21 protein-coding genes are annotated in these 19,717 nt (G+C 66.5%); 12 read left to right on the forward strand and 9 right to left on the reverse strand.

Annotated features, from left to right (window positions below):
- Nucleotides 1-37: 37 nt before the first annotated feature.
- The 5 genes from AC07U1_RS14625 (at nt 38) to AC07U1_RS14645 (ending at nt 4,675) form a co-directional block, all read left to right on the forward strand.
- Complete coding sequence (locus AC07U1_RS14625) at nt 38-919, forward strand: SDR family oxidoreductase (RefSeq protein ID WP_495176000.1); 882 nt, start codon at nt 38-40, stop codon at nt 917-919.
- Entirely contained in the window at nt 916-1,434 is a 519-nt protein-coding gene (locus AC07U1_RS14630; protein WP_495175999.1) for an SDR family oxidoreductase, read from the forward strand. The genes AC07U1_RS14625 and AC07U1_RS14630 overlap by 4 nt, the downstream gene beginning before the upstream one ends.
- Nucleotides 1,427-2,287, forward strand: a complete 861-nt coding sequence (locus tag AC07U1_RS14635) for an SDR family NAD(P)-dependent oxidoreductase (RefSeq protein WP_495175998.1) — start codon at nt 1,427-1,429, stop codon at nt 2,285-2,287. Before AC07U1_RS14630 ends, AC07U1_RS14635 begins: the two co-directional genes overlap by 8 nt.
- A gap of 109 nt (nt 2,288-2,396) precedes the next feature.
- Nucleotides 2,397-3,167 carry a FadR/GntR family transcriptional regulator gene (locus AC07U1_RS14640; RefSeq protein WP_187139900.1) on the forward strand — a complete coding sequence of 257 codons (771 nt, stop codon included), beginning with the start codon at nt 2,397-2,399 and terminating at the stop codon, nt 3,165-3,167.
- Nucleotides 3,164-4,675 carry an AMP-binding protein gene (locus AC07U1_RS14645; RefSeq protein WP_495175997.1) on the forward strand — a complete coding sequence of 504 codons (1,512 nt, stop codon included), beginning with the start codon at nt 3,164-3,166 and terminating at the stop codon, nt 4,673-4,675. The genes AC07U1_RS14640 and AC07U1_RS14645 overlap by 4 nt, the downstream gene beginning before the upstream one ends.
- A gap of 86 nt (nt 4,676-4,761) precedes the next feature.
- On the opposite strand, the gene AC07U1_RS14650 is transcribed toward AC07U1_RS14645, so the two are convergent.
- Genes AC07U1_RS14650 through AC07U1_RS14665 form a run of 4 tightly spaced genes read right to left on the reverse strand, consistent with a single transcriptional unit; the run spans nt 4,762 to nt 8,688 of the window.
- The gene (locus AC07U1_RS14650; RefSeq protein WP_056347567.1) at nt 4,762-5,550 is read right to left on the reverse strand and encodes an SDR family oxidoreductase; all 789 of its coding nucleotides are present in this window, start codon (nt 5,548-5,550) and stop codon (nt 4,762-4,764) included.
- A 2-nt stretch (nt 5,551-5,552) separates the two neighbouring features.
- On the reverse strand, nt 5,553-7,037 hold the full coding sequence (locus AC07U1_RS14655; protein ID WP_495175996.1) for an aldehyde dehydrogenase family protein: 1,485 nt from the start codon (nt 7,035-7,037) through the stop codon (nt 5,553-5,555).
- 23 nt (nt 7,038-7,060) lie between these two features.
- On the reverse strand, nt 7,061-7,495 hold the full coding sequence (locus AC07U1_RS14660; protein WP_492738316.1) for a VOC family protein: 435 nt from the start codon (nt 7,493-7,495) through the stop codon (nt 7,061-7,063).
- Nucleotides 7,496-7,500: 5 nt separating this feature from the next.
- A complete protein-coding gene (locus tag AC07U1_RS14665; protein WP_495175995.1) occupies nt 7,501-8,688 on the reverse strand; it encodes a cytochrome P450 in 1,188 nt (395 codons plus the stop codon).
- Between the two features lie 62 nt (nt 8,689-8,750).
- On the opposite strand from AC07U1_RS14665, the gene AC07U1_RS14670 reads away from it, so the two are divergent.
- Nucleotides 8,751-9,311 carry a TetR/AcrR family transcriptional regulator gene (locus tag AC07U1_RS14670; RefSeq protein ID WP_495175994.1) on the forward strand — a complete coding sequence of 187 codons (561 nt, stop codon included), beginning with the start codon at nt 8,751-8,753 and terminating at the stop codon, nt 9,309-9,311.
- Between the two features lie 5 nt (nt 9,312-9,316).
- Here AC07U1_RS14670 and AC07U1_RS14675 read toward each other — a convergent pair whose 3' ends face one another.
- The 5 genes from AC07U1_RS14675 to AC07U1_RS14695 are packed head-to-tail and all read right to left on the reverse strand — an operon-like array spanning nt 9,317 to nt 13,915.
- On the reverse strand, nt 9,317-10,261 hold the full coding sequence (locus tag AC07U1_RS14675; protein WP_495175993.1) for an acyl-CoA dehydrogenase family protein: 945 nt from the start codon (nt 10,259-10,261) through the stop codon (nt 9,317-9,319).
- Nucleotides 10,262-10,319: 58 nt separating this feature from the next.
- Complete coding sequence (locus AC07U1_RS14680; RefSeq protein ID WP_495175992.1) at nt 10,320-11,471, reverse strand: acyl-CoA dehydrogenase family protein; 1,152 nt, start codon at nt 11,469-11,471, stop codon at nt 10,320-10,322.
- Nucleotides 11,471-12,226 carry an enoyl-CoA hydratase/isomerase family protein gene (locus AC07U1_RS14685; RefSeq protein WP_495175991.1) on the reverse strand — a complete coding sequence of 252 codons (756 nt, stop codon included), beginning with the start codon at nt 12,224-12,226 and terminating at the stop codon, nt 11,471-11,473. The genes AC07U1_RS14680 and AC07U1_RS14685 overlap by 1 nt, the downstream gene beginning before the upstream one ends.
- Entirely contained in the window at nt 12,223-13,134 is a 912-nt protein-coding gene (locus AC07U1_RS14690; protein ID WP_495175990.1) for an SDR family oxidoreductase, read from the reverse strand. Before AC07U1_RS14690 ends, AC07U1_RS14685 begins: the two co-directional genes overlap by 4 nt.
- Nucleotide 13,135: 1 nt before the next feature.
- Entirely contained in the window at nt 13,136-13,915 is a 780-nt protein-coding gene (locus AC07U1_RS14695) for an enoyl-CoA hydratase/isomerase family protein (RefSeq protein WP_495175989.1), read from the reverse strand.
- Nucleotides 13,916-13,999: 84 nt separating this feature from the next.
- On the opposite strand from AC07U1_RS14695, the gene AC07U1_RS14700 reads away from it, so the two are divergent.
- The 6 genes from AC07U1_RS14700 to AC07U1_RS14725 are packed head-to-tail and all read left to right on the forward strand — an operon-like array spanning nt 14,000 to nt 19,711.
- The gene (locus AC07U1_RS14700; protein ID WP_495175988.1) at nt 14,000-14,764 is read left to right on the forward strand and encodes an SDR family NAD(P)-dependent oxidoreductase; all 765 of its coding nucleotides are present in this window, start codon (nt 14,000-14,002) and stop codon (nt 14,762-14,764) included.
- Complete coding sequence (locus AC07U1_RS14705; protein ID WP_495175987.1) at nt 14,761-15,525, forward strand: SDR family NAD(P)-dependent oxidoreductase; 765 nt, start codon at nt 14,761-14,763, stop codon at nt 15,523-15,525. Before AC07U1_RS14700 ends, AC07U1_RS14705 begins: the two co-directional genes overlap by 4 nt.
- Before the next feature lie 8 nt (nt 15,526-15,533).
- Entirely contained in the window at nt 15,534-17,018 is a 1,485-nt protein-coding gene (locus AC07U1_RS14710; RefSeq protein ID WP_495175986.1) for a class I adenylate-forming enzyme family protein, read from the forward strand.
- 4 nt (nt 17,019-17,022) lie between these two features.
- A complete protein-coding gene (locus tag AC07U1_RS14715) occupies nt 17,023-18,099 on the forward strand; it encodes a hypothetical protein (RefSeq protein WP_495175985.1) in 1,077 nt (358 codons plus the stop codon).
- Nucleotides 18,096-18,917, forward strand: a complete 822-nt coding sequence (locus tag AC07U1_RS14720; RefSeq protein WP_495175984.1) for an SDR family NAD(P)-dependent oxidoreductase — start codon at nt 18,096-18,098, stop codon at nt 18,915-18,917. Before AC07U1_RS14715 ends, AC07U1_RS14720 begins: the two co-directional genes overlap by 4 nt.
- Nucleotides 18,917-19,711: an SDR family oxidoreductase gene (locus tag AC07U1_RS14725; protein ID WP_495175983.1), complete on the forward strand. Its 795-nt coding sequence runs from the start codon at nt 18,917-18,919 to the stop codon at nt 19,709-19,711. The genes AC07U1_RS14720 and AC07U1_RS14725 overlap by 1 nt, the downstream gene beginning before the upstream one ends.
- Nucleotides 19,712-19,717: the final 6 nt, after the last annotated feature.

Raw genomic sequence — 19,717 nt, forward strand, 5'->3', positions numbered from 1 at the left:
GTGGCTGAGGCGCAACCCTGCGCGAAGGGAGAGAAAATTGCCGGTTCCAGCACATCATATCGTGGCGGCCCCGCCGCCGTTCGACGCACCGCCCTATCCGGCGGATATCTTCGCGGGTCAGACGGTGCTCGTCACCGGCGGCGGATCGGGCATGGGGCTCGCGATGGCCAAGGCCTTCGCACAGGGCGGCGCCAATGTCGCGGTCATGGGCCGCAGCATCGAACGCGCGCGGGAAGGTGCGACGGAAATCGCGGCGCTTGGCGTGCGCACCCATGCGATGAGCTGCGACGTGCGGCTCCCCGACGCTGTCGCCACGGCTTTCGACGAGGCCGAAGAGGCGCTCGGTCCGATCGGGCTGCTCGCCAACAATGCCGGCGCCAATTTTCCGGTCCTCGCCGAGGATATCTCGCCCAACGCATGGAATGCCGTCACCCGGATCGCGATCGACGGCACCTTCCTTTGTTCGACCGAATTTGCTCGCCGCCGCATCGCCGCGGGGCAGGGCGGGGCGATCGTCAACAACAGCGCCCAATATATCTGGACTGGCTTTCCCGGCGACGCGCACAGCGCAGCCGCCAAGACCGCGCAGGCGACGATGACCCGCAAACTCGCCGCCGACTGGGCGCCCTATGGCATCCGGGTCAACGCGATCGCCGCGGGGTTTTTTCCGCACGCCAGCTCGACCGCCGGAAACCGCGAAGGCGGCATCGAGCCGCTTCAGAATATGATCCCCGCGGGGCGCACCGGCAGCATCTGGGAATTCGGCTGGCTTTCGGCGATGACCTGCACACCCCTGTTTGGCGACATGACCGGACAGGTGATCGTGCAGGACGGCGGCGAAAGCTTGCGCCGGTCGCTGATGATGCCCGACTTCGTGCCGCCGCGCGAACGCGCCGACGGGCCTTGGGGGTGGAAATGACGCGGGTGGAAATGAGTGGTTGGCTGGCGGGCAAACGCGCACGGATCGAGGGCGAGAGCCCGGCGATCGCCGACGCTTTCGAGGCGGCGGGCGCGACGCTGGTGAACGACGGCGATCATGACATCTGGGTCCATATCGCGCCGCCGTCCGCGACAAAGCTGGCGCACGACCTCACACACGCCGAATGGCGCGCCAGCCTCGACCTCGGTCTCGACCGCCGCTTTCTCGGCGCGAAGGATTTCGCCGAGGCCTGTCGCGCTCGCGGGCAGGGCGGGGCAGTGCTGTTTATCGGCGCCCCGGAACAGGCGCTTGGCGCCGACCAGGCCGCCGCCGCGGGTGCGCTCGGCAACCTCACCAAGACGCTTGGCGTCGAATGGGCGCGCGACGGTATCCGCGTGAACAGCATTCTCACGCGCGAGACCGGCGACACGCTCGGAAAGCTCGCTGCCTATCTCGCCAGCGATTACGCCGCTTATGTCACCGGCGCGGTCATGGGCATCACCCTCGATGACTGACCGCATCCGCCTCGACGGGCAGGCGGCGTTCGTCACCGGCGGCGGCGGCGGCATCGGCCGTGCCATCGCAATCCGCCTCGCCGAAGCGGGCGCCGACATCGCGATCTTCGACATCTTTCCCGAACGCGCCGAAGAGGCGGCCGAGCGGGTCCGCGAAGCGGGGCGCAAGGCGCTGGCGATCCCCGGCGACGTCATGGACAGCGCCGCGCTCCGCGCCGCCGTCGACCGCGCCGCCGCCGAATATGGCCGGCTCGACATCCTCGCCAACAACGCCGGCGGCGTCTCGGCGCGTCCGTTCCTCGAACAGAGCGAGCGCAGCATGCGCAAACATGTCGACATCAACCTGATGTCGATGCTGATCGCCACCCAAGCCGCGGCGCAGCATATGGTCGCGGGCGGGCGCGGCGGATCGATCGTCAACGTCGCGAGCATCGAGGCGAGCCGCGCCGCGCCGAACTTCGCCGTCTATGCCGCGTGCAAGGCGGGCATGCTCAGCTTCACCAAATCGATGGCGGTCGAACTCTCGGGCCATGGCATCCGCGTCAACTGCATTGCCCCCGACCACACGATCACCCCGGGCAATCAGGGCAATCGCGCCGGCCCGGTCGATCCGGCGGCATGGAAACAGCATAGCGACGAGGCCGTCGATGCGATGAACCGCCTCATCCCGCTCGGGCGCGAGGGTGTCGACATGGAGTGCGGTGATGCCGCGGTCTTCCTGTCGAGCGCGATGGCGAGCTATATCAGCGGTGTCCTGCTGCCCGTCGATGGCGGCACCTGGGCATCGTCGGGCTGGGTACGCGGGCAAAACGGCAAATGGACGCTCAACGAAGGATTGTCTTTCGGCGCCTAAATGGAGGAAATGGCAGCAACATTGCGGGCTGGCGCCAAAGCCACTAAAGACGCAGTTAGAGTAACGCATCCTTATAGAATGACCGGGTCAGGGGGCAGGAATTTTGCAGATGGATAGTGGCAATTCGCGCATCCGGGTTCCGAAGACGTCGGAACTGGTCGCCGACCAGATCAGGGCCCAGATCGTCCGCGGTGAGCTGAAAGAAGGCGACTCGCTGCCACCCGAAGGCACGTTGATGGCCACCCTCGGCATATCGCGCCCGACCCTGCGCGAAGCCTTCCGTATCCTCGAGGCCGAAAATCTGATCAGCGTCGTTCGCGGTTCGCGCAGCGGTGCGCGGGTGCACCAGCCGTCGGTCGAACTCGTGTCGCGTTACGCCGGCTACCTGCTTGAGGCCGAGGGGACGACGATCGCCGATCTCTATGCCGCGCGGCTCGCGATCGAGCCGACCGTCGTGCGCTGGCTCGCGACCTCGAAGGGCCAGACGCCCGGCTTCGCAAGGCTACGGCAAGCGCTTTCCGAGCTTGAGGACATGCTCAAGAATGAAGGCTATGCCGAATTCGTCGACAATGTGTCGATTTTCCACCAGACGCTGGTCGAGGCAACGGGAAACAAGACGTTGAGCTTGATGAACCGCATGCTGCTCAATTTGGGGCGCCATCATCAAAATGACTATCAGCGCCGCCACCCTCGCACGACCGAGGACAAGTACAAGAGCCTGCGCGCGGGGTTCAAATCTTTCGAGAAACTGGTTACGATGATCGAGGCCGGCGACGTCGAAGGCGCCGTCGCGCACTGGCGGCTCCACCTGCGCAACGCCAACGACACCTGGGCGGCGCGTGGCGAGGGCGAGCGGACCGTCGACTCCCTGCACGGATGAGTTCGAATTTCATCGAGGCGATGACCGCCGCTGCGGCGCGCGCGCACGGCGCGGTGCTGACCGTCGCATCGGACAGCCTGCCCTGCACGACCACGCTCGGCGACGTCGTTGCGGCGGGACGCCGCATGGGAACGCGGATGACTGCGGCGGGCGTCGGCCGCGGCGACATTGTCGCCTGCATGCTCGCCAACTGGCGCGAATGGCTCGTCGTCGCGGTTGCCGCGGCGCAGGCGGGCGCGGTGATGCTGCCGGTCGTCACCATCTATGGCGCGAAAGAACTCGGCTTCATCCTGCGCCAGTCGGGTGCGAAATGGCTGTTCACCCCCGACCGCTTCCGCAATGTCGATTATGCCCAGGTGGTGGCCGATTGCGGCGATCTCCCCGCGCTCGATCGCCATATCGCCATCGGCCCCGATTTCGATGCGCTCGAAGCCGACGGGCCGATTGCCGATCCGGTGCCGGTCGATGCGAACGATCTCGCCCTGCTCGTCTACACCTCGGGCACCACCGCCGATCCCAAGGGTGTGATGCACAGCGCGCGCGGTTTCCTCGCCGAGCTGGAAACGATGCGTGCGATGCGGGCGGGCAGCGACGATGACGCGGTGATCTCGCCCTGGCCCCCAGGCCATGTCGCGGGCGCGCTGTCGATGTACCGCTTCCTGTGCCAGGGCACGCCGCTGATCCTGATGGACCAGTGGGATGCGGCGCTCGCCGCCGAGCTGATCGACCGCCACAAGGTGACCTCATCGTCGGGCACGCCCTTCCACCTGTCGGGCATGCTCGCCGCCGCCGACACCCATGGCTATGACCTGACCTCGCTGCGCCAGTATCTCGTCGGTGCCGCACCCGTTCCGCCTTCGTTGATCGAGCGCTGTCAGGCGCAGCGCCTCGCCGTCTATCATTGCTACGGATCAAGCGAGCATCCGACCGTCACCTCGGGCGTCCTCGACGACCCGCTCGACAAGCAACTCCATACCGAGGGCCGGGCGATCGCGGGATCGGAAATGCGGTTCGTCGATGACGATGGTCACGACGTCGCGCCGGGCGAGGACGGTGAAATCTGCACCCGCGGTCCAGAACTCTTCCTGGGTTATCTAGACCCCGTGCTTAACGAAGCGGCCTTCCTCCCCGGCGGCTGGTATCGCACCGGCGACATCGGCCGCCTCGACGAGGGGGGCTACCTGCTGATCACCGACCGCAAGAAGGACATCATCATCCGCGGCGGCGAGAATATCTCGTCGAAAGAGGTCGAGGCGGTACTGCTGGCGCATCCGGCGGTGCTCGATGCCGCGGTCGTCGCGGCGAAGGACGAACGAATGGGCGAGGTCGTGCGCGCCTGCGTCGTGCTCGCGCCGGGTGGGTCGCTGACGCTCGATGAGGTGCGTGATCATTTCTTTGCTTCGGGGATCGCGAAGCAGAAAACGCCCGAACGGCTGAGCATCGTCGACGAACTGCCGCGCAACGCCTCGGGCAAGGTGCTGAAGCACGAACTGCGGCGCGCTTCTTAAACTCCGTCATTGCGAGCGAAGCGAAGCAATCCAGGACGGTTTACGCCACTCTGGATTGCTTCGCTTCGCTCGCAATGACGAGGTCTTCAGTTCCGCATGATGAACCCGCCGTCGACGTTCAGTGCCTGACCGGTGATCCAGTCACCCGCGGACGAGCACAGCAACAACAGCGCCCCAACCAGATCCTCCGGCAGCCCGCGGGGCTGCTTGACCACGCGCGCCATCGCCGCCTGAACGAACGGACTTTCCTCGGGGGTCAGTGCCTTGCCCGCGTCGGACATCGTCATCCCCGGCGCGATAGCGTTGACGTTTACGTTCATCCGCCCGAGTTCGGTCGCCAGTGTCGTCGTCAGTCCGAGCAACGCCACCTTGCTGATCCCGTAGGTGGTCTGCGCGGGGAAGCCGCCCGCCGACAGTTGGTTGACGATCTTGCCGCCGCCGCGCGCCTGGAACAACGGCACAGCGGCCTTCGAACAGATCAAGGCACCGGTCAGATTGACGCGCATCAATTTGTCGAAATCAGCGATGCTCGTCTGAATCGCCGGCGTACCGACCGCCTCGACCATCAGCGCAGCGTTGTTGACGAGGATATCGAGCCCGCCGAACGCAGCGGCGGTCGCCTCCATCATTGCCGCGACCGACGCCTCGTCGGCGATATCGACTTCCACTGCCAGCGCCTTGCCGCCTGCCGCTTCGATCTCGCCCGCGACGCGCTCGGCGCCTCCCTTGTTGAGGTCGGCGACGACAACGCTAGCCCCCGCGTTGGCGAGGCCCACTGCATAAGCGCGCCCGATGCTGTTCCCGCGCCCGCCGGCGCCGGTGACGATCGCCACCTTGCCGTCGAGCCGGAACTGGTCGTTGGTGAAATCGGCCATGGTCACGCCTCCTGCTTCGGAAAGATCGGCGCGCCGACGCCGATTGTCACCGTCTTGTAGTGCAGGAATTCGTCGATCCCCGCCTTGCCGCCTTCCTTGCCAAAGCCCGAAATGCCGACCCCGCCGAATGGCGTGTAGGGATTGATCTGGAACCCGCCGTTGACATAGACGCCGCCGGCATTGAGCCGCTCCGACAGGCGGTGCACGCGCTGCAGATCGTTCGACTGGATCATCGCGGCGAGCCCGTATTCGCTGTTGTTGGCGATTGCGACGGCTTCATCTTCGGTGTGGAATTTCATCACTACCACCGCCGGACCGAAAATCTCGACCTGGCTGATTTCATGGTCTGGGTCGGCATCGACGATCAGCGTCGGCTCGATGAAATTGCCCTCGGCAAATTCGCCGCCGCAGCGTCCGCCGCCGAGCAGGAAGGTCGCGGCGCCGTCGGCCCTGGCGCGGTCGAACATGCCGGTGATGCGCTCGACCGCCGCCTTGTTGATGACGGGTCCGACCATCACCGTCGGGTCCATCGGGTCGCCGACCTTGAACTGGCCGATGATCGCCTTCACCCGCGCGACAAAATCGTCGTAGATATCGGCATGAACGAGCTGGCGGGTGGGGAGGGCGCAGCCCTGCCCCGACAGGCAGCCGACGGTCCAGAACACCGCGCGCTCGGCCGCCGCCTGCACGTCGCAATCGGGAAAGACCAGGCTCGCCGACTTGCCGCCGAGTTCCATCACGCTCGGCTTGATCTCCTCGGCGCAGGCGATGAGGATCTTACGCGCGGTGATCGGCCCGCCGGTAAAGCTGATCTTACGGATCTTCTTGTTGCGCACGATCGCCTCGCCCGCCTCGGCGGTGCCCGGGAAGACCGACAGCACGCCGTCGGGAACCCCGGCTTCCGCACAGAGCCGTGCAAACAGCTCGGGGGCAAAGGGAGTCAATTCGGCGGGCTTGCAGATCACGCAATTGCCCGCCGCCAGCGCCGCGCAAACCTTCATGCCCAGCGAGATCAGCGGACCGTTCCAGGTGATGATGATCCCGACGATGCCGATCGGCTCGGGCACCGTATAGCTCAGTTCGCCGCGCGTATCGAAGGTGCTGATCAGTTCGCCCGACATCTTGTCGCACCAGCCGGCGTAATAGCGCGTCCAGCCGACCGCGGTATCGACCCCGCGCTCGCCGACCATCAACGTCGTGCCGCCGTCGAGCGCCGCCATGCGCGCCAATTCGGCCTTGTTCGCCTCGAGCAGGTCGGCCAACCGGTTCAAGATGTCGCGCCGCGTCTCGGGCGCCGTGCGGCGCCAGGACTCGCGCACCGCCTCGGCCTTGGCGACCGCTTCCTCGACCTCCTTCGCACCGGCGAGCGGGATATCGGCTTGCGTCACTTGTGTAACGGGATGCAGATGCGGGTGCGTCCCGCCGCTGCCGCTGCTGCGTTGTTCGTGCCCCAGATGCAGGTGAACTGCGGGTGCTGCGCTGGCCATGATGATATCCTCTTCTCGGTTGGTCAGTGGGTTTCGGGCGTGGCGAGGACGAGTCCGCCATCGGCGCCCGGACGCATCACCGGGCTCCAGACGATTTCCCAGCCATTGCCCTCGGGGTCGGCGAAATAGCCCGAATAGAGGCCGCCATCGCGGTCGCGGATCGGACTGGTGACGGTGGCTCCGGCGGCGATTGCTCCGGCGAATTGCGTGTCGACGTCGGCCTTGGTTTCGACGAAGATCGCGTTGACTGCGCGCGGCGCCGCGGCGAGATCGATGCCGCTTTCGGCCGCCAGATAGTCGCGCGGAACGAAGACGATCACCGCCGTCCCGGCGCGCAGCATCAGCGACCCCGGACTGTCGGGACCCCATGGCTGCCAGCCGAGGCCGTCCAGATAGAAGGTACGCAGCGTCGCCACGTCGCCCGCGGGCACCATCAGCATGTGCAGGGCCTGATCCATCTTGCTCACCCCCACGCCAGATGCAGATGTTCGAGCGCCATCACGCTGCCGCCGCGGCACGTCTCGTCGCCTTTTGCAACCTGCCGGAAATGGCCGACGCGCGCGAACCACGCGCGGTAGAAGACGATCAGTTCCATCCGCGCGAGGTGCAGCCCGAGGCAGGTGTGGATTCCCGACCCGAACGCCGCGTGGCGATAAAATTGGCGTTCGACCGACACCGTCTTCGGGTCCTCGGTCAACCCTTCGTCCCAGCCGACCAGCGGCAGCGGCGCGAGGATGCAGTCGCCGGCTCGCAGCTGCGCGCCCTCCAGTATAGTGTCCTCGACGATATAACGCGGCGTCGCGACAAAGGCATAGCGGCGCAGCAATTCCTCGACCATGTCGGGGATCACCGCCGGGTCGTCGATGACGCGCTGGCGCAGTTTTTCGTCATGCGCGAGGTGGCGCATCCCGAAACTCATCGCGTTGGTGACGGTGTCGAGCCCGGCGAGGAACATCAGGAAACCGATCGACATCAGCTCCTCGAAATTGACCGTGCGCCCGTCGACCTCGCTCGCGACGATCTTTGAGATCATGTCGTCGCGCGGCTCGGCCATGCGCTGCTGGATCAGTTCGGCGAGATGACCGACGATCGCCTGCGCGAGAGCGTTGCGCTCCTCGTTGCTGGCCTGCGAGTGGAAGAAGCCGGTAACGAGGCCGCGGAATTCCTCGAACTTCTCCATCGGAAAGCCAAACAATTCCATGAATACCGCGACGGGCAGCCGCGACCCGATCGCTTCGACGAAGTCGCATTCGCCCTTGCTGACCACTTCGTCGAGAAGCTGGTCGGTCCACGCCGACACGCGCGGCTCGAGCGGTTCGATCGCCTTGGATTCGAAAAAGGGCCGCAGCATCTGGCGATACGGCCGGTGCTCGGGCGGATCGAGCATTTCGGGGATCATCTTCGGCTGGTTCGGATTGGGCGGAATCGACAGATAGCGGCTCGAGAAAATCTCGGGATGCCGCACCACATGCTGCACCGACGCGCCGGTGTTACACACCCAATGCCCGCCATGCGCGCTCGTCCAGAAAACCGGCGGTGCAGTCTCCTTCAGATCCCAGTAGCGCGCGTGACAATCGGCCAGAACGCCGGGGTCCGCGATATAATCGAATTCATGGACCGGCGAACGCGCCGGAGCCTGCGACTCGGTCATTTTCTCTCTCCCATTGACGTAAGTAAACGATGGTTTACATAACGAGTCAACGGGGAGATGTCATGACGACGACGATTGAAGCACCGACGCGCGATGCCGACCGCACAAAAGCGGCGATCCTTTTTGCTGCGCAGCAAATTTTCGCCGAAAAAGGATTTTCCGAAGCAGGGGTGCGCGACATCACTGCGCGCGCCGGGGTCAACCCGTCGCTCGTCAGCCGCTATTTCGGCGGCAAGCTCAAATTGTTCGAGGCGGCGCTCGACGCTGCGCTCAACACGCGGATGATGACCGATCTGCCCAAGGAAGGCTTCGGCAAGATGATCGTCGCGCGCTTCGCCGACGACGATGATCGCGTCAGCCCGCTGCCGATGATGTTCAGCGCCGCCTCCGACCGCGAGGCGCGCGCGGTCGCGCAGCGCCTGCTCCGCGACCGCGTGTTCGAGCCGCTCAAAGACTGGTTCGGCGGCGGCGATGCCGATGTGAAGGCGGCGCGCTTCATGATGGTTTCGCTCGGCTTCTTCGCCTACCGCGACCAGCTCCCGCTCGCCGAATTCGCCGGCCGCGTCGAGCCGCGCCTGCGTCAATGGCTCGAACGGGAGTTCCAGGCCATCGTCGACGACTGACATCGTCAGCCGAGCAAGAGCGCCGCATCGGCGGGCGCGATGAACTGCAGCAGGTGCGCGCGCTTGAGGCAGAGGTGCGGGGACGCCTCGTCGGTCATGCCGATGCCACCATGGACCTGGATATTCGCACGGCCGTTGTCGAGCGCCGCCTGGTCGGCAAGCCGCTTTGCTGCAGCTACATGAAAGGCCGCATCCGCAGCATTTTCGTCGAGCGCGCACGCCGCATAATAAAGCTGCGACCGCGCCACTGCGGCGCGTACCGCCATGTCGGCGCACATATGCTTGATCGCCTGGAACGACCCGATCGGGCGCTCGAACTGTTCGCGCACCTTGGCATAATCGACCGCCATGTCGCGCGCGGCATCGGCGCAGCCGACCGCGAAGGCGACGGCGAGCAGTTGCAGGTGAAGCGGCGGGCGGACATCATCCTCGGTCCACACCGCGGTCGTCGTCCACTCTTGCCAGCTCTGCATCGTCGAGGGGTCGAGTGAAGACCGGTGTTCGGTGACGTGCCGCTGTCCGCTATTCTGGTTGGTAAAGCTGTCGGGGATGTCGAACATGCGCACCGATCCGGGCTGCAGCATCAGCACCGCCGCCGAATTCTCAGGGTCGAGCACCCGGATCGGCCCTGGTTCCTCGACGGTCAGTGCGAGCGCGACCTTGCCATCGAACGGCTCCGCGAACCAGCGGTTCGCGACCGCCGAGGACAGCAGGCCCACCGGCGCGAGAAAACGGCCGAGTTCGGCAAAGACCAGCGCCTCGGTCGCGTGATCGAGCGCAAGCCCGCCATTGGCCTCCGGCGCCGTGATGCGCGGCAGTCCCATCGCCTCGAGCTGTGCCCAGATATCGGCGGGCCGGCCGCGGGCCTGCTCCAGCGGCATCGCGTCGCGGCACCAGTCGGTGGTCGCCGCCACAAAGGCGGCCTGATCGTCGTTCGGGGTCAGGTCCATGCGGAGTCCTTCGTTTCTGGGCTCCGGCCTGCGCCGGGGCGCGATGCCCGCTGCGCGCTCATCGCGATTTGGGCAGGCCGAGCAAGCGCTCGCCGATGATGTCGCGCTGGATCTGGGCGCTGCCGCCCGCGATCGTGCCGGCAAAACCGCGCAGATAGTCGCCGACCGCATTGTCGTCGCCATATTGGAAATCGAGCATTTCGGGTCCCATCAGCGCCACCGCCATGCGGTCGAGCCGCTGGCCCAGCTCGGCGGTGAACAGGCGGATCAGCGACGCCTCTGGACCGGGCTGTCCGGTGCGGACCACTTCCGAAATATTGCGATAGGTCATCGCGCGCAGCGCCGCGACCTCGGCGCGCATCTGCGCCAGTTCGTGCGCGATACGGTCGTCCTTGATCATGCCGTTGGTGCGCGCCGCCTCGATCAGGTCGGCGATTTCCTGGCTCTGCTTGACCTGGTCGGCGATAAAGCCGGTGCCGCGTTCGAAGCTCAGCGTCGACATCGCCACCTTCCACCCGTTGCCGAGCCCGCCGACGACGTTGGCCAACGGAATGCGAACATCGTCATAGAAGACCTGCGCGAACTCGATCTGCCCCGACATCTTGCGGATCGGGCGGACTTCGATCCCGGGCGCGTGCATGTCGCAGATCGCCCAGCTGAGGCCGGCGTGCCGCCGCGACCCCTCTTCGGTACGCAGCACCAGTTCCTGCCAGTCGGCGACATGCGCGAAGCTCGTCCAGATCTTCGACCCGTTGATGACCAGTTCGTCGCCCTCGATCCGCCCGCGCGTCTTGATCCCGGCAAGGTCCGATCCAGCGCCCGGTTCGGAGAAGCCCTGGCACCAGATCGCCTCGCCCGACAGGATGCGGGGCAGGTGCCAGGCTTTCTGGTCTTCGCTCGCGTTGATGATCAGCGTCGGCCCGCCATGGTTGATGCCGACGAAATTGGCGCCGATCCAAGGCGCGTGGGCCTTCGCATATTCCTCGAGCCAGATGACCTGCTGGACGATAGACAGGCCGCGCCCGCCATATTCGGTGGGCCAGTTGATCCCCGCCCAGCCGGCATCGAACAATTGCCGCTGCCACGCCTTGTCGAAGGCGATCGCGTCGGCGGCGTGCAGCGGACGCTGTTCGGCGGGCACATTGGCGTGCAGCCAGTCGCGGCATTCTTCGCGGAAACGCGTTTCGCCGGGGGAGAAGCCGATATCCATCAGCCTGCCTTCTTCGCGGCCGCGATCGGCTCGCCCTTCTTGCGCATCGCCGGGTCGAACCCCGCGTTGCGCATCAGTTCGTGATTGAGGCCCGCACCGATCGCCAGGCCGTCGGTGTCGTAGATCAGCCTTTTGTTCTCGGCATTGCTGTGTCGGCTGTTGCCGAGGATCAGCGCGGCCAGTTCGGCCACCTTCGCGTCAAGCGCGTCATCGGCGACGCAAGTATTGGCGAGTCCCATCGCGGCGGCATCCTCACCCGAATAGGGCTGACACGTCAGCATCATCTCGAGTGCCTTTGCCTGCCCGACGCGGCGCGGCAGCCGCTGCGACATCCCCCAGCCGGGGACGAGGCCCCATTTGCCATGCGTGTCGGCAAAGCGCGCGCTCGTCCCGCAGACGATGAAATCGGCGGCAAGCGCGAGTTCCAGCCCGCCGGTGTAGCAAGTGCCGCGGATCTTCGCGATCACCGGCTGGCGCAACTGGGTCAGCCGCTCGACGATCAGCATTTCCTGCCGCAGCCAGCCGAGCGCATCGGCATGCGGCGGCGATTTCAAATCGTGCCCGGCGCAGAAATGCTCACCCGCCCCGGTGATCACCACCAGCCCGGCATCGCCGACGCCATCCTCGATATCGCGGATATGGCCGCGAAACTCGCGGAACAGCTCGCGGTTGATCGCATTGCGCTTGTCGGGCCGGTTGAGCGTCAGCGTGCAGATGCCGCCGGCATCCTCGCGCAGGACCAGCGCCGCGCTCATGCCTTGTCTCCGCGCGTTTTCGCAATCGCCGCCGCCGCCGTCCCGCTCTCTCGCGCCCGCTGGCCGAACTGCTCGCGGATCGGCACGAACTCGGGCATCACCAGGCTCCGGCGCAGCCAGTTGGCGGCATCGACGACCAGCGTATGCCCGCTGATATAGCTCGCATAGGGCGAACAGAGAAAGGTCGCCGCCCAGCCCAGTTCGCGCACTTCGCCGACGCGCATCCCCGGGATCGTATTGTCGCCGCGCTCGCCGACACGGTGGCGCGTCATATGGTCGGGCAGATCGTCGTGCGGGAAGCGCCCCGGCGCGATGCAATTGACGCGAATGCCGTCGGGCGCCCATTCGACCGCCAGGCTCTGCGTCAGGTTGGTCACCCCGGCCTTCGCCGCCGCCGAATGCGACGTCCCCGGACCGCCGGTCCAGCTGTAGGTCGCCCCGATGTTGAGGATCGCCCCCGGCAGCCCCGCCGCCAGCCGCCGGATCGCGAATTCGCGGCTGCAATTATAGGTGCCGTTGAGCACGATATCGACGACGGTGCGAAACCCGTTCGGCGTCATCTCCTCGGCCGGCGCGGGGAAATTGCCTGCGGCATTGTTGATCAACACGTCGACCGGGCCGAGCTGCGCCTCGATCTCGTCGAACGCCGCCGCAATCGCCTCGGGATCGCGCACATCGCAGGCCACCGCGATGACGTCGCCACCGACGTCGCGGATCGCGGCGAGTCCGGCTTCCAGATGCTCGGGCTTGCGGCTAAGCACCGCGATCTTCGCGCCCAGCCGCGCGAACTCGACCGCCATGCCCTTGCCGAGCCCGGTGCCGCCGCCGGTCACCGCGACCACCTGTCCGTCATAAGTGCCGTCGGGCAGCGCCTTGGCGCCGAGCGGAGGAGGGGAAGGGAGGGCCATCTTATTTCCCCTTGTAGAGCGGCGCGCGCTTCTCGCGGATCGCGGCGCGGGCTTCCTGATAATCCTCGGTCTTGAACAAATAGCTTTGCGCGTAGAGTTCGGCGCGGGTGCCGGTGCGGATCGTCGAGCCGTGCGTCAGGTTGATCATCTCCTTCGCCAGCGCGAGGTTGATCGGCGGCTTGGCGGCGATGTCGTGCGCCATCTCCAGCGCCTTCGCGTCGAGCTCCTCGGGTGCGACGACAAAATCGACCGCGCCCCATTCGAGCGCGGTCGCCGCGTCGATCTTCTGTCCCGTCATCACCATATATTTGGTCCGCGACGGCCCGATCAGCGCGGTCATCATCTGCGTCCCCCCGGTATCGGGCAGCACGCCGTACAGGATTTCGGGCAGCGCAATTTTCAGTGTCGTGTCGCTGATCCGGATATCGGCCGCGAGCGCCAGTTCGCACCCGCCGCCAATCGCGCCGCCCTTGACCGCGGCGATGATCGGCTTGGTCGATTCCTGCATCCGCAGCCGCCCCTCCTGATGCCGCCGCACGAAGTGGAAATCGCTCTCGTCGCGCGCCCGGTGCCCCAGCACATTGGTGTCGCGCCCCGAACAAAAGCTCTTGCCGTTGGCGCGGATCAGGATCGCGCTCGACTCGGTTTCATCGAGCGCATCGCCGAGCAGTTTCTGGAACAGCGACGACATGTCGTCGTCCATCGCATTGTGCCGGTCGGGCCGGTTCAACGTCAGGATACGCAGCGCGCCTTCGCGCTCGCTCAGGATCAATTCGGACATGCCCGCTCCCATTTTCTTTGCGACGGGGCTTGCACGACATATATAACTAAGTCAATTACGTCGAACGACATGGGGAGAGACGAAATGGCGGAACTGAGCGGAAAGACCGCGCTCGTCACCGGCGCATCGCGCGGCATCGGCGCCGCGATCGCGCGCCGACTCGGCATGGCCGGCGCGCATGTCGCGGTGAACTATGCCGGCAGCAGGGACGCCGCCGAAACGCTCGTCGCCGAAATCGTCGCGGCCGGCGGCCAGGCCTTCGCGGTGCAAGCTGACGTCGGGACGATGGCGGGGATCACATCGATGCTCGCCGCGTGCGACGCCGCGTTCGGAGGTGCGCCCAATCTCGACATCCTCGTCAACAACGCCGGCGTCGGCGGTGAGGGTGACGCGGGCAGCCTCAGGAAATGCAGCGAGGAATTGTTCGACCGCATGATCGCGGTGAACCAGAAGGCGCCGCACTTCATCACCCAGCTCTGCCTCGATCGCCTGCGCGACGGCGGGCGCATCATCAACATCGGCTCGCTCGGCGGGCGTTCGGCGCTGCCGCCCTTCGCCGCCTATGCCGCGACCAAGCGTGCGCTGCAGAGCCTGACCATGTCGACCGCGGTCGTCGTCGGCCCGCGCGGCATCACCTGCAACCTCGTCGCGCCCGGCGCGGTCGATACCGAATTTAACAAGACGCTGTCCGAAAAGCCCGGCTGGGCCGAGGCGACGTCGAAGCTCACCCCGATGAAGCGTCTCGGCGTGCCCGAGGACATCGCCGGCGCGGTGATGATGCTGTGCCGCGACGAGGCGCATTGGGTCACCGGCCAGATCGTCGAAGCCAGCGGAGGATTGTTTCTATGAGCGACTTTACCGGAAAGACCGCGCTGGTGACCGGGGGCTCGCGCGGCATCGGCGCCGCGATCGTGCGGCGGCTTGGGCAAGCCGGCGCGCATGTCGCGATCAACTATGCGGGGAGCAAGGACGCTGCCGATGCTCTCGCCGCGGAGATCGTCGCGGCGGGCGGTCAGGCCTTTGCGGTGCAGGCCGACGTTTCGACCCTCTCGGGCATCGAGGCGCTGTTCACCGCGTGCGACGCCCAGTTCGGCGGCGCGCCCAATCTCGATTTCCTGATCAACAACGCCGGCGTCGGGCGCAGCGGCCGCGATGGCACGCTCAAGGGCGCGGGCGAAGACCTGTTCGACGAACTGTTCGCGGTCAACGTCAAGGGTCCGCATTTCGTGACGCAAGCGGCGCTGCCGCGCCTCCGCGACGGCGGTCGCATCGTCAACATCGGGTCGATGTCGGGCAAGGTCGGCCAGCCCTTCGCCGCCAGCTATGCGATGACCAAGCGTGCGGTGCAGAGCCTGACCTTCTCGACCGCGCTCGCGGTGGCGAAACGCCAGATCACCTGCAACTGCGTCGCCCCCGGCGCGGTCGCGACCGACTTCATCACCGCGCTGCGCGACCAGCCCGGCTGGGACGAGGCGACCGCCAAGCACACCCCGATGGGCAGGCTTGGCGAGCCGGAGGATATCGCGGGCGCGGTAATGATGCTGCTTGGCGACGATGCGCGCTGGGTGACGGGGCAGATCATCGAAGCGAGCGGGGGGCTCGCGCTGTAATGGCGTTGATGACCGACAAGCTGCGCGCGATCATGGCGCTCGATCCCGATCGCACCCAGATCGATTTCGAGGGCGTCGATTACAGCTGGCGCCAGATCGCGGAGAATGTTCGCGCGATCGAAGTCGCGCTGGGCGCGATGGACCTGCCCGAGGACGCGCGCGTCGGGGTGATGCTGCGTAACCGTCCCGGCCATGTCGCGGCGGCGGCGGCGGTGCTCTCGACCGATCGCTGCCTCGTCACGCTCAATCCGGTCCTGCCCGACGCGAGGCTGTTCGCCGACGTCGAAACGCTCCGCCTTCCCGTGGTCATCGCCGATGCCACCGATCTCGCCCGTCCCGGGCTCGCCGAAGCGCTGACCCGGGCCGGATCGGCGATCATCGAGATCGGCCCGCGCCTCGAAGGCGTGCGCGTGGTGCAGCGCGACATCCGCGCCGCGATCCAGACCTCGCCTGGTGTCGCGATCGAGATGCTGACCAGCGGCACGACGGGCACGCCGAAACGCGTGCCGCTGAGCCGCGACGCCTTCGACGCGAGCTTCCGCGGCTTCGCCAAATATGAACGCGGCAAGAGCTTCGACGATCCGCCCCGGCTCGGTTCGGGCTGTACGATGGTGGTCAACCCGCTGACCCATATCGGCGGCATCTATGGCTGCATCGGCGCGCTGATGGCGGGGCGCAAGATCGCGCTGCTCGAAAAATTCAGCGTTGACGCCTGGCTCGATGCGGTCCGCCGCCACCGGCCTGCCGTGGCGTCGGCCGTGCCGTCGGCGGTGCGCATGCTGCTCGACGCCGATGTCGACCCCGCCGACCTGTCGAGCCTCAAATCGCTGATCTCGGGCACCGCGCCGCTCGCGCCCGAATTGGTCGATGCCTTCTACGCGCGCTACGGCATCCCGATCTGCAGCAATTATGGCGCGACCGAATTCGCCGGTGCGATCGCGGGCTGGACGATCGACGATTTCCATCGCCACTGGGCGGAAAAGCGCGGCGCGGTCGGCCGCGTCCACGCCAATATGGCGGCGCGTGTCGTCGATCCCGACAGCGGAGCGGAATTGCCGCACGGCACCGAAGGCCTGCTCGAACTCAAAGGCGAGCAGCTCGGCAACGGCCTGCGATGGCTGCGCACCACCGACCGCGCCGCGCTCGACAGCGACGGCTTTCTCTTCATCAAGGGCCGCGCCGACAATGCGATCATTCGCGGCGGCTTCAAGATCCACCCCGACGATGTCGTCCGCGCGCTCAATGACCATCCGGCGATCCGCGAGGCTGCGGTTGTCGGCGTCCCGGACGACCGCCTCGGTGCGGTACCCGCCGCCGCGATCATCCTCAAGGACGGGGCTGCCGCGCCCGCAACCGACGACCTTAAGGCGTGGCTCAAGGACCGGCTCATCGCCTATCAGGTTCCCGTCCATTTCCGCATCGTCCCCGATTTCCCGCGCACCCCGTCGATGAAGCCATCGGCACCGGGGCTGCGCGCGTTGTTCGAGGGGTAGGTCGATGCCGATCCGCGTCATCGCCTGGGGCATGGGCTATCTCGGCAAACAGGGACTGCTCCAGATCCTCGGCGACCCCGCACTGGAGCTTGTCGGCCTGCATGTCTCGGGCGACGACAAGCGCGGCCGCGACGCGGGCGAGATTGCCGGAACCGCTCCCACCGGCGTCATTGCGACCTCCAACATCGACGAGCTGCTCGCGCTCGGTGCCGACTGCCTCATCTATTTCGCCAGCACCGTCGGCCGCGACGATGAAGCGACCGCCGAAATCCTGCCCTTCCTCGCCGCTGGCACCAACGTCGTCAGCATCTCGCACTTCGACTTGCAATATCCGGCGCACGGCGACCCGCGCCATGTCGATCCGATCGTCGCGGCGTGCGAACGCGGCGGCAGCAGCTTCCTGCTCACCGGTGAGGAGCCGGGCTTCGCCTTCGGCCAGCAACTTTTCGCGATCCTCTCGACCATCGCGCGGCTCGACGCGGTGCGGATTGTCGAGATGTCCGACGTGCAGGGCTATGGCGGCACCGACTCGCTGCTGATGTACGGTTTCAACGGCGACCCCGCAGTCGAACCGCCGATGTTCGCCAGCCAGGTCGGCGCGTCGTGGCACATCGCGACGCTCAAGGGCATTGCCGACTTCCTTGGCCTCGCGGTCGATCGGATCGAACAGCAATGGGATTCGATCGCGGTCGACTATCCCATCGACACCGCGGCTTTCGGCGAGGTCGCCGCCGGGCGGACCGCCGCGACCCGCTGGCGCGTCACCGCGCATTGCCTCGGCCGACCGATGATCCGCTACGAGAAAATCCTGCGCCTCCACCACGCCGCTGCGCCCGAATGGGAAACGCCGGCGCTCGCGAAAGGCGCCGGGGTGACCCACAAGATCTTCGTCGAAGGGGCGCCCGAGGTCAGCGAGGAATTGCACCGCCCGCGCGGCACCTCGGCGACGCCGACGATCGCGGTCAACGCGGTGCCTTTCGTCTGCGCCGCGCCGCCGGGCGTGCTGACCCAGATGGACATCCCGCTGTTCCCGCCGCGCCAGTTCGGCAGCGACGGCACCGCACAAGGAGTAAGCGCATGAGCGAGAGCTTCGCTGGAAAATCGGTGATCGTGACGGGCGGCGGCAAGGGCGTCGGGCGCGGCGTCGCCAAGGCGTTCGCGGCGGCCGGCGCCGAGGTCATGCTCGGCGCACGCACCATCTCCTCGGCCCAGGATGTAAAGGCCGAGATCGAAAAGGCGGGCGGCATCGCCGAATGCTTCGCCGCAGACATCGCGCGCCACGCCGATTGCCGCGCGCTCGTCGAGGCGACCGCGCAGGCATTCGGCGGCGTCGACATCATCGTTCACGCCGCCGCCGACATTCCGCACGGTGGCCTCGGCCATGTCGACGACGAACGGCTCGAGGCGGGCTTCGCGAGCATCGCCAAGGCGGCCTGGTGGCTGCTCGATGCCGCGCGCCCGCACCTTGCCAAGGCGGAGGACGGCGGCCGTTTCATCGCGATCGGTTCGATCAACGGCACCTTCAACGTCGTCCCCAACATGACCGCTTATGGCATGGCAAAGGCGGCGCTCGACGCCTTCATCCGCGCCGCGGCGGGCGATGTGGTGGGCGAGGGGATCACCGTCAACGCGATCAACCCCGGCCTCGTCGCCAGCGACCGCGCGCGATCGGTGCTCGGCGACGAAGGGCTCGCCGCTTATGGTGCGACGGTCCCGGTGGGGCGCGCCGGAACGCCCGCCGACATCGCCCACGCGTGCTTGTTCCTCGCCTCGGCGAAGTCCGATTATATCACCGGCACGACGATCAAGATGGACGGCGGTTCGACCGTCGCCGCCTCGCCGGGCCGCAACGATATTTTGCAGGAGCGGCTCAAGCTCCAGCAAGGAAAGGCGCCCTGATGGACCTCGGGATTTCCGGCAAGGTCGCGCTCGTCTTCGGCGGCTCGAAAGGCATCGGCCTCGGCTGCGCGCACGAATTCGCCCGCGAGGGCTGCCGCACCGTCATCGCCGCACGCACCCAGTCCACCATCGACGCCGCGGTAGCGGAGGTACGGGCAGCAGGCGGCACGGCCATTGGCATCTCCGCCGACTGCACGACCAAGGACGGTATCGGGCAAGCCGTACAGGCCGCAACCGATGCTTTCGGTTCGCCCGACATCCTGATCTTCAACGTCGATTCCGGACCGAAGGGCAGTTTCCTCGAAGTCGACGACGATACCTTCGCCGCCGCGAACACCAACAATGTCATGGCCTTTCGCTGGGCGGTGCAGGCGGTGATCCCGCATATGCAGGCACGCGGCTGGGGCCGCATCCTCACGATCGGTACCAATTCGGTCAAGGCGCCGCACCGCAAGCTCGCCCGCGCCGCGCAGAACACCTACCGCGTCGGCGCGCTCGCGCTGTCGAAGACGATCTCGGCCGAACTCGGCCCGATGGGCATCACCGTCAACACGCTCGGCACCGGCGCGATCGCGACCCCGCAGTTCAAGCAGGTCTTCACCAAGATCGCCGAGGCGCAGGGCCAGACCTATGACGAGCATATCGCCGAGCGCACGGCGGCCTATCCGATCCCGCGCATGGGCACGCCCGAGGACATGGCGGCGGCCGCCGCCTTCCTCTGCTCGGACCGCGCCGGCTTCATTACCGGGCAGGTGCTCGTGATCGATGGCGGCAATCTCGAAGTTCTGCAATAATTAGCA

Source organism: Sphingopyxis sp. GW821-FHT02C12, from assembly GCF_059421785.1.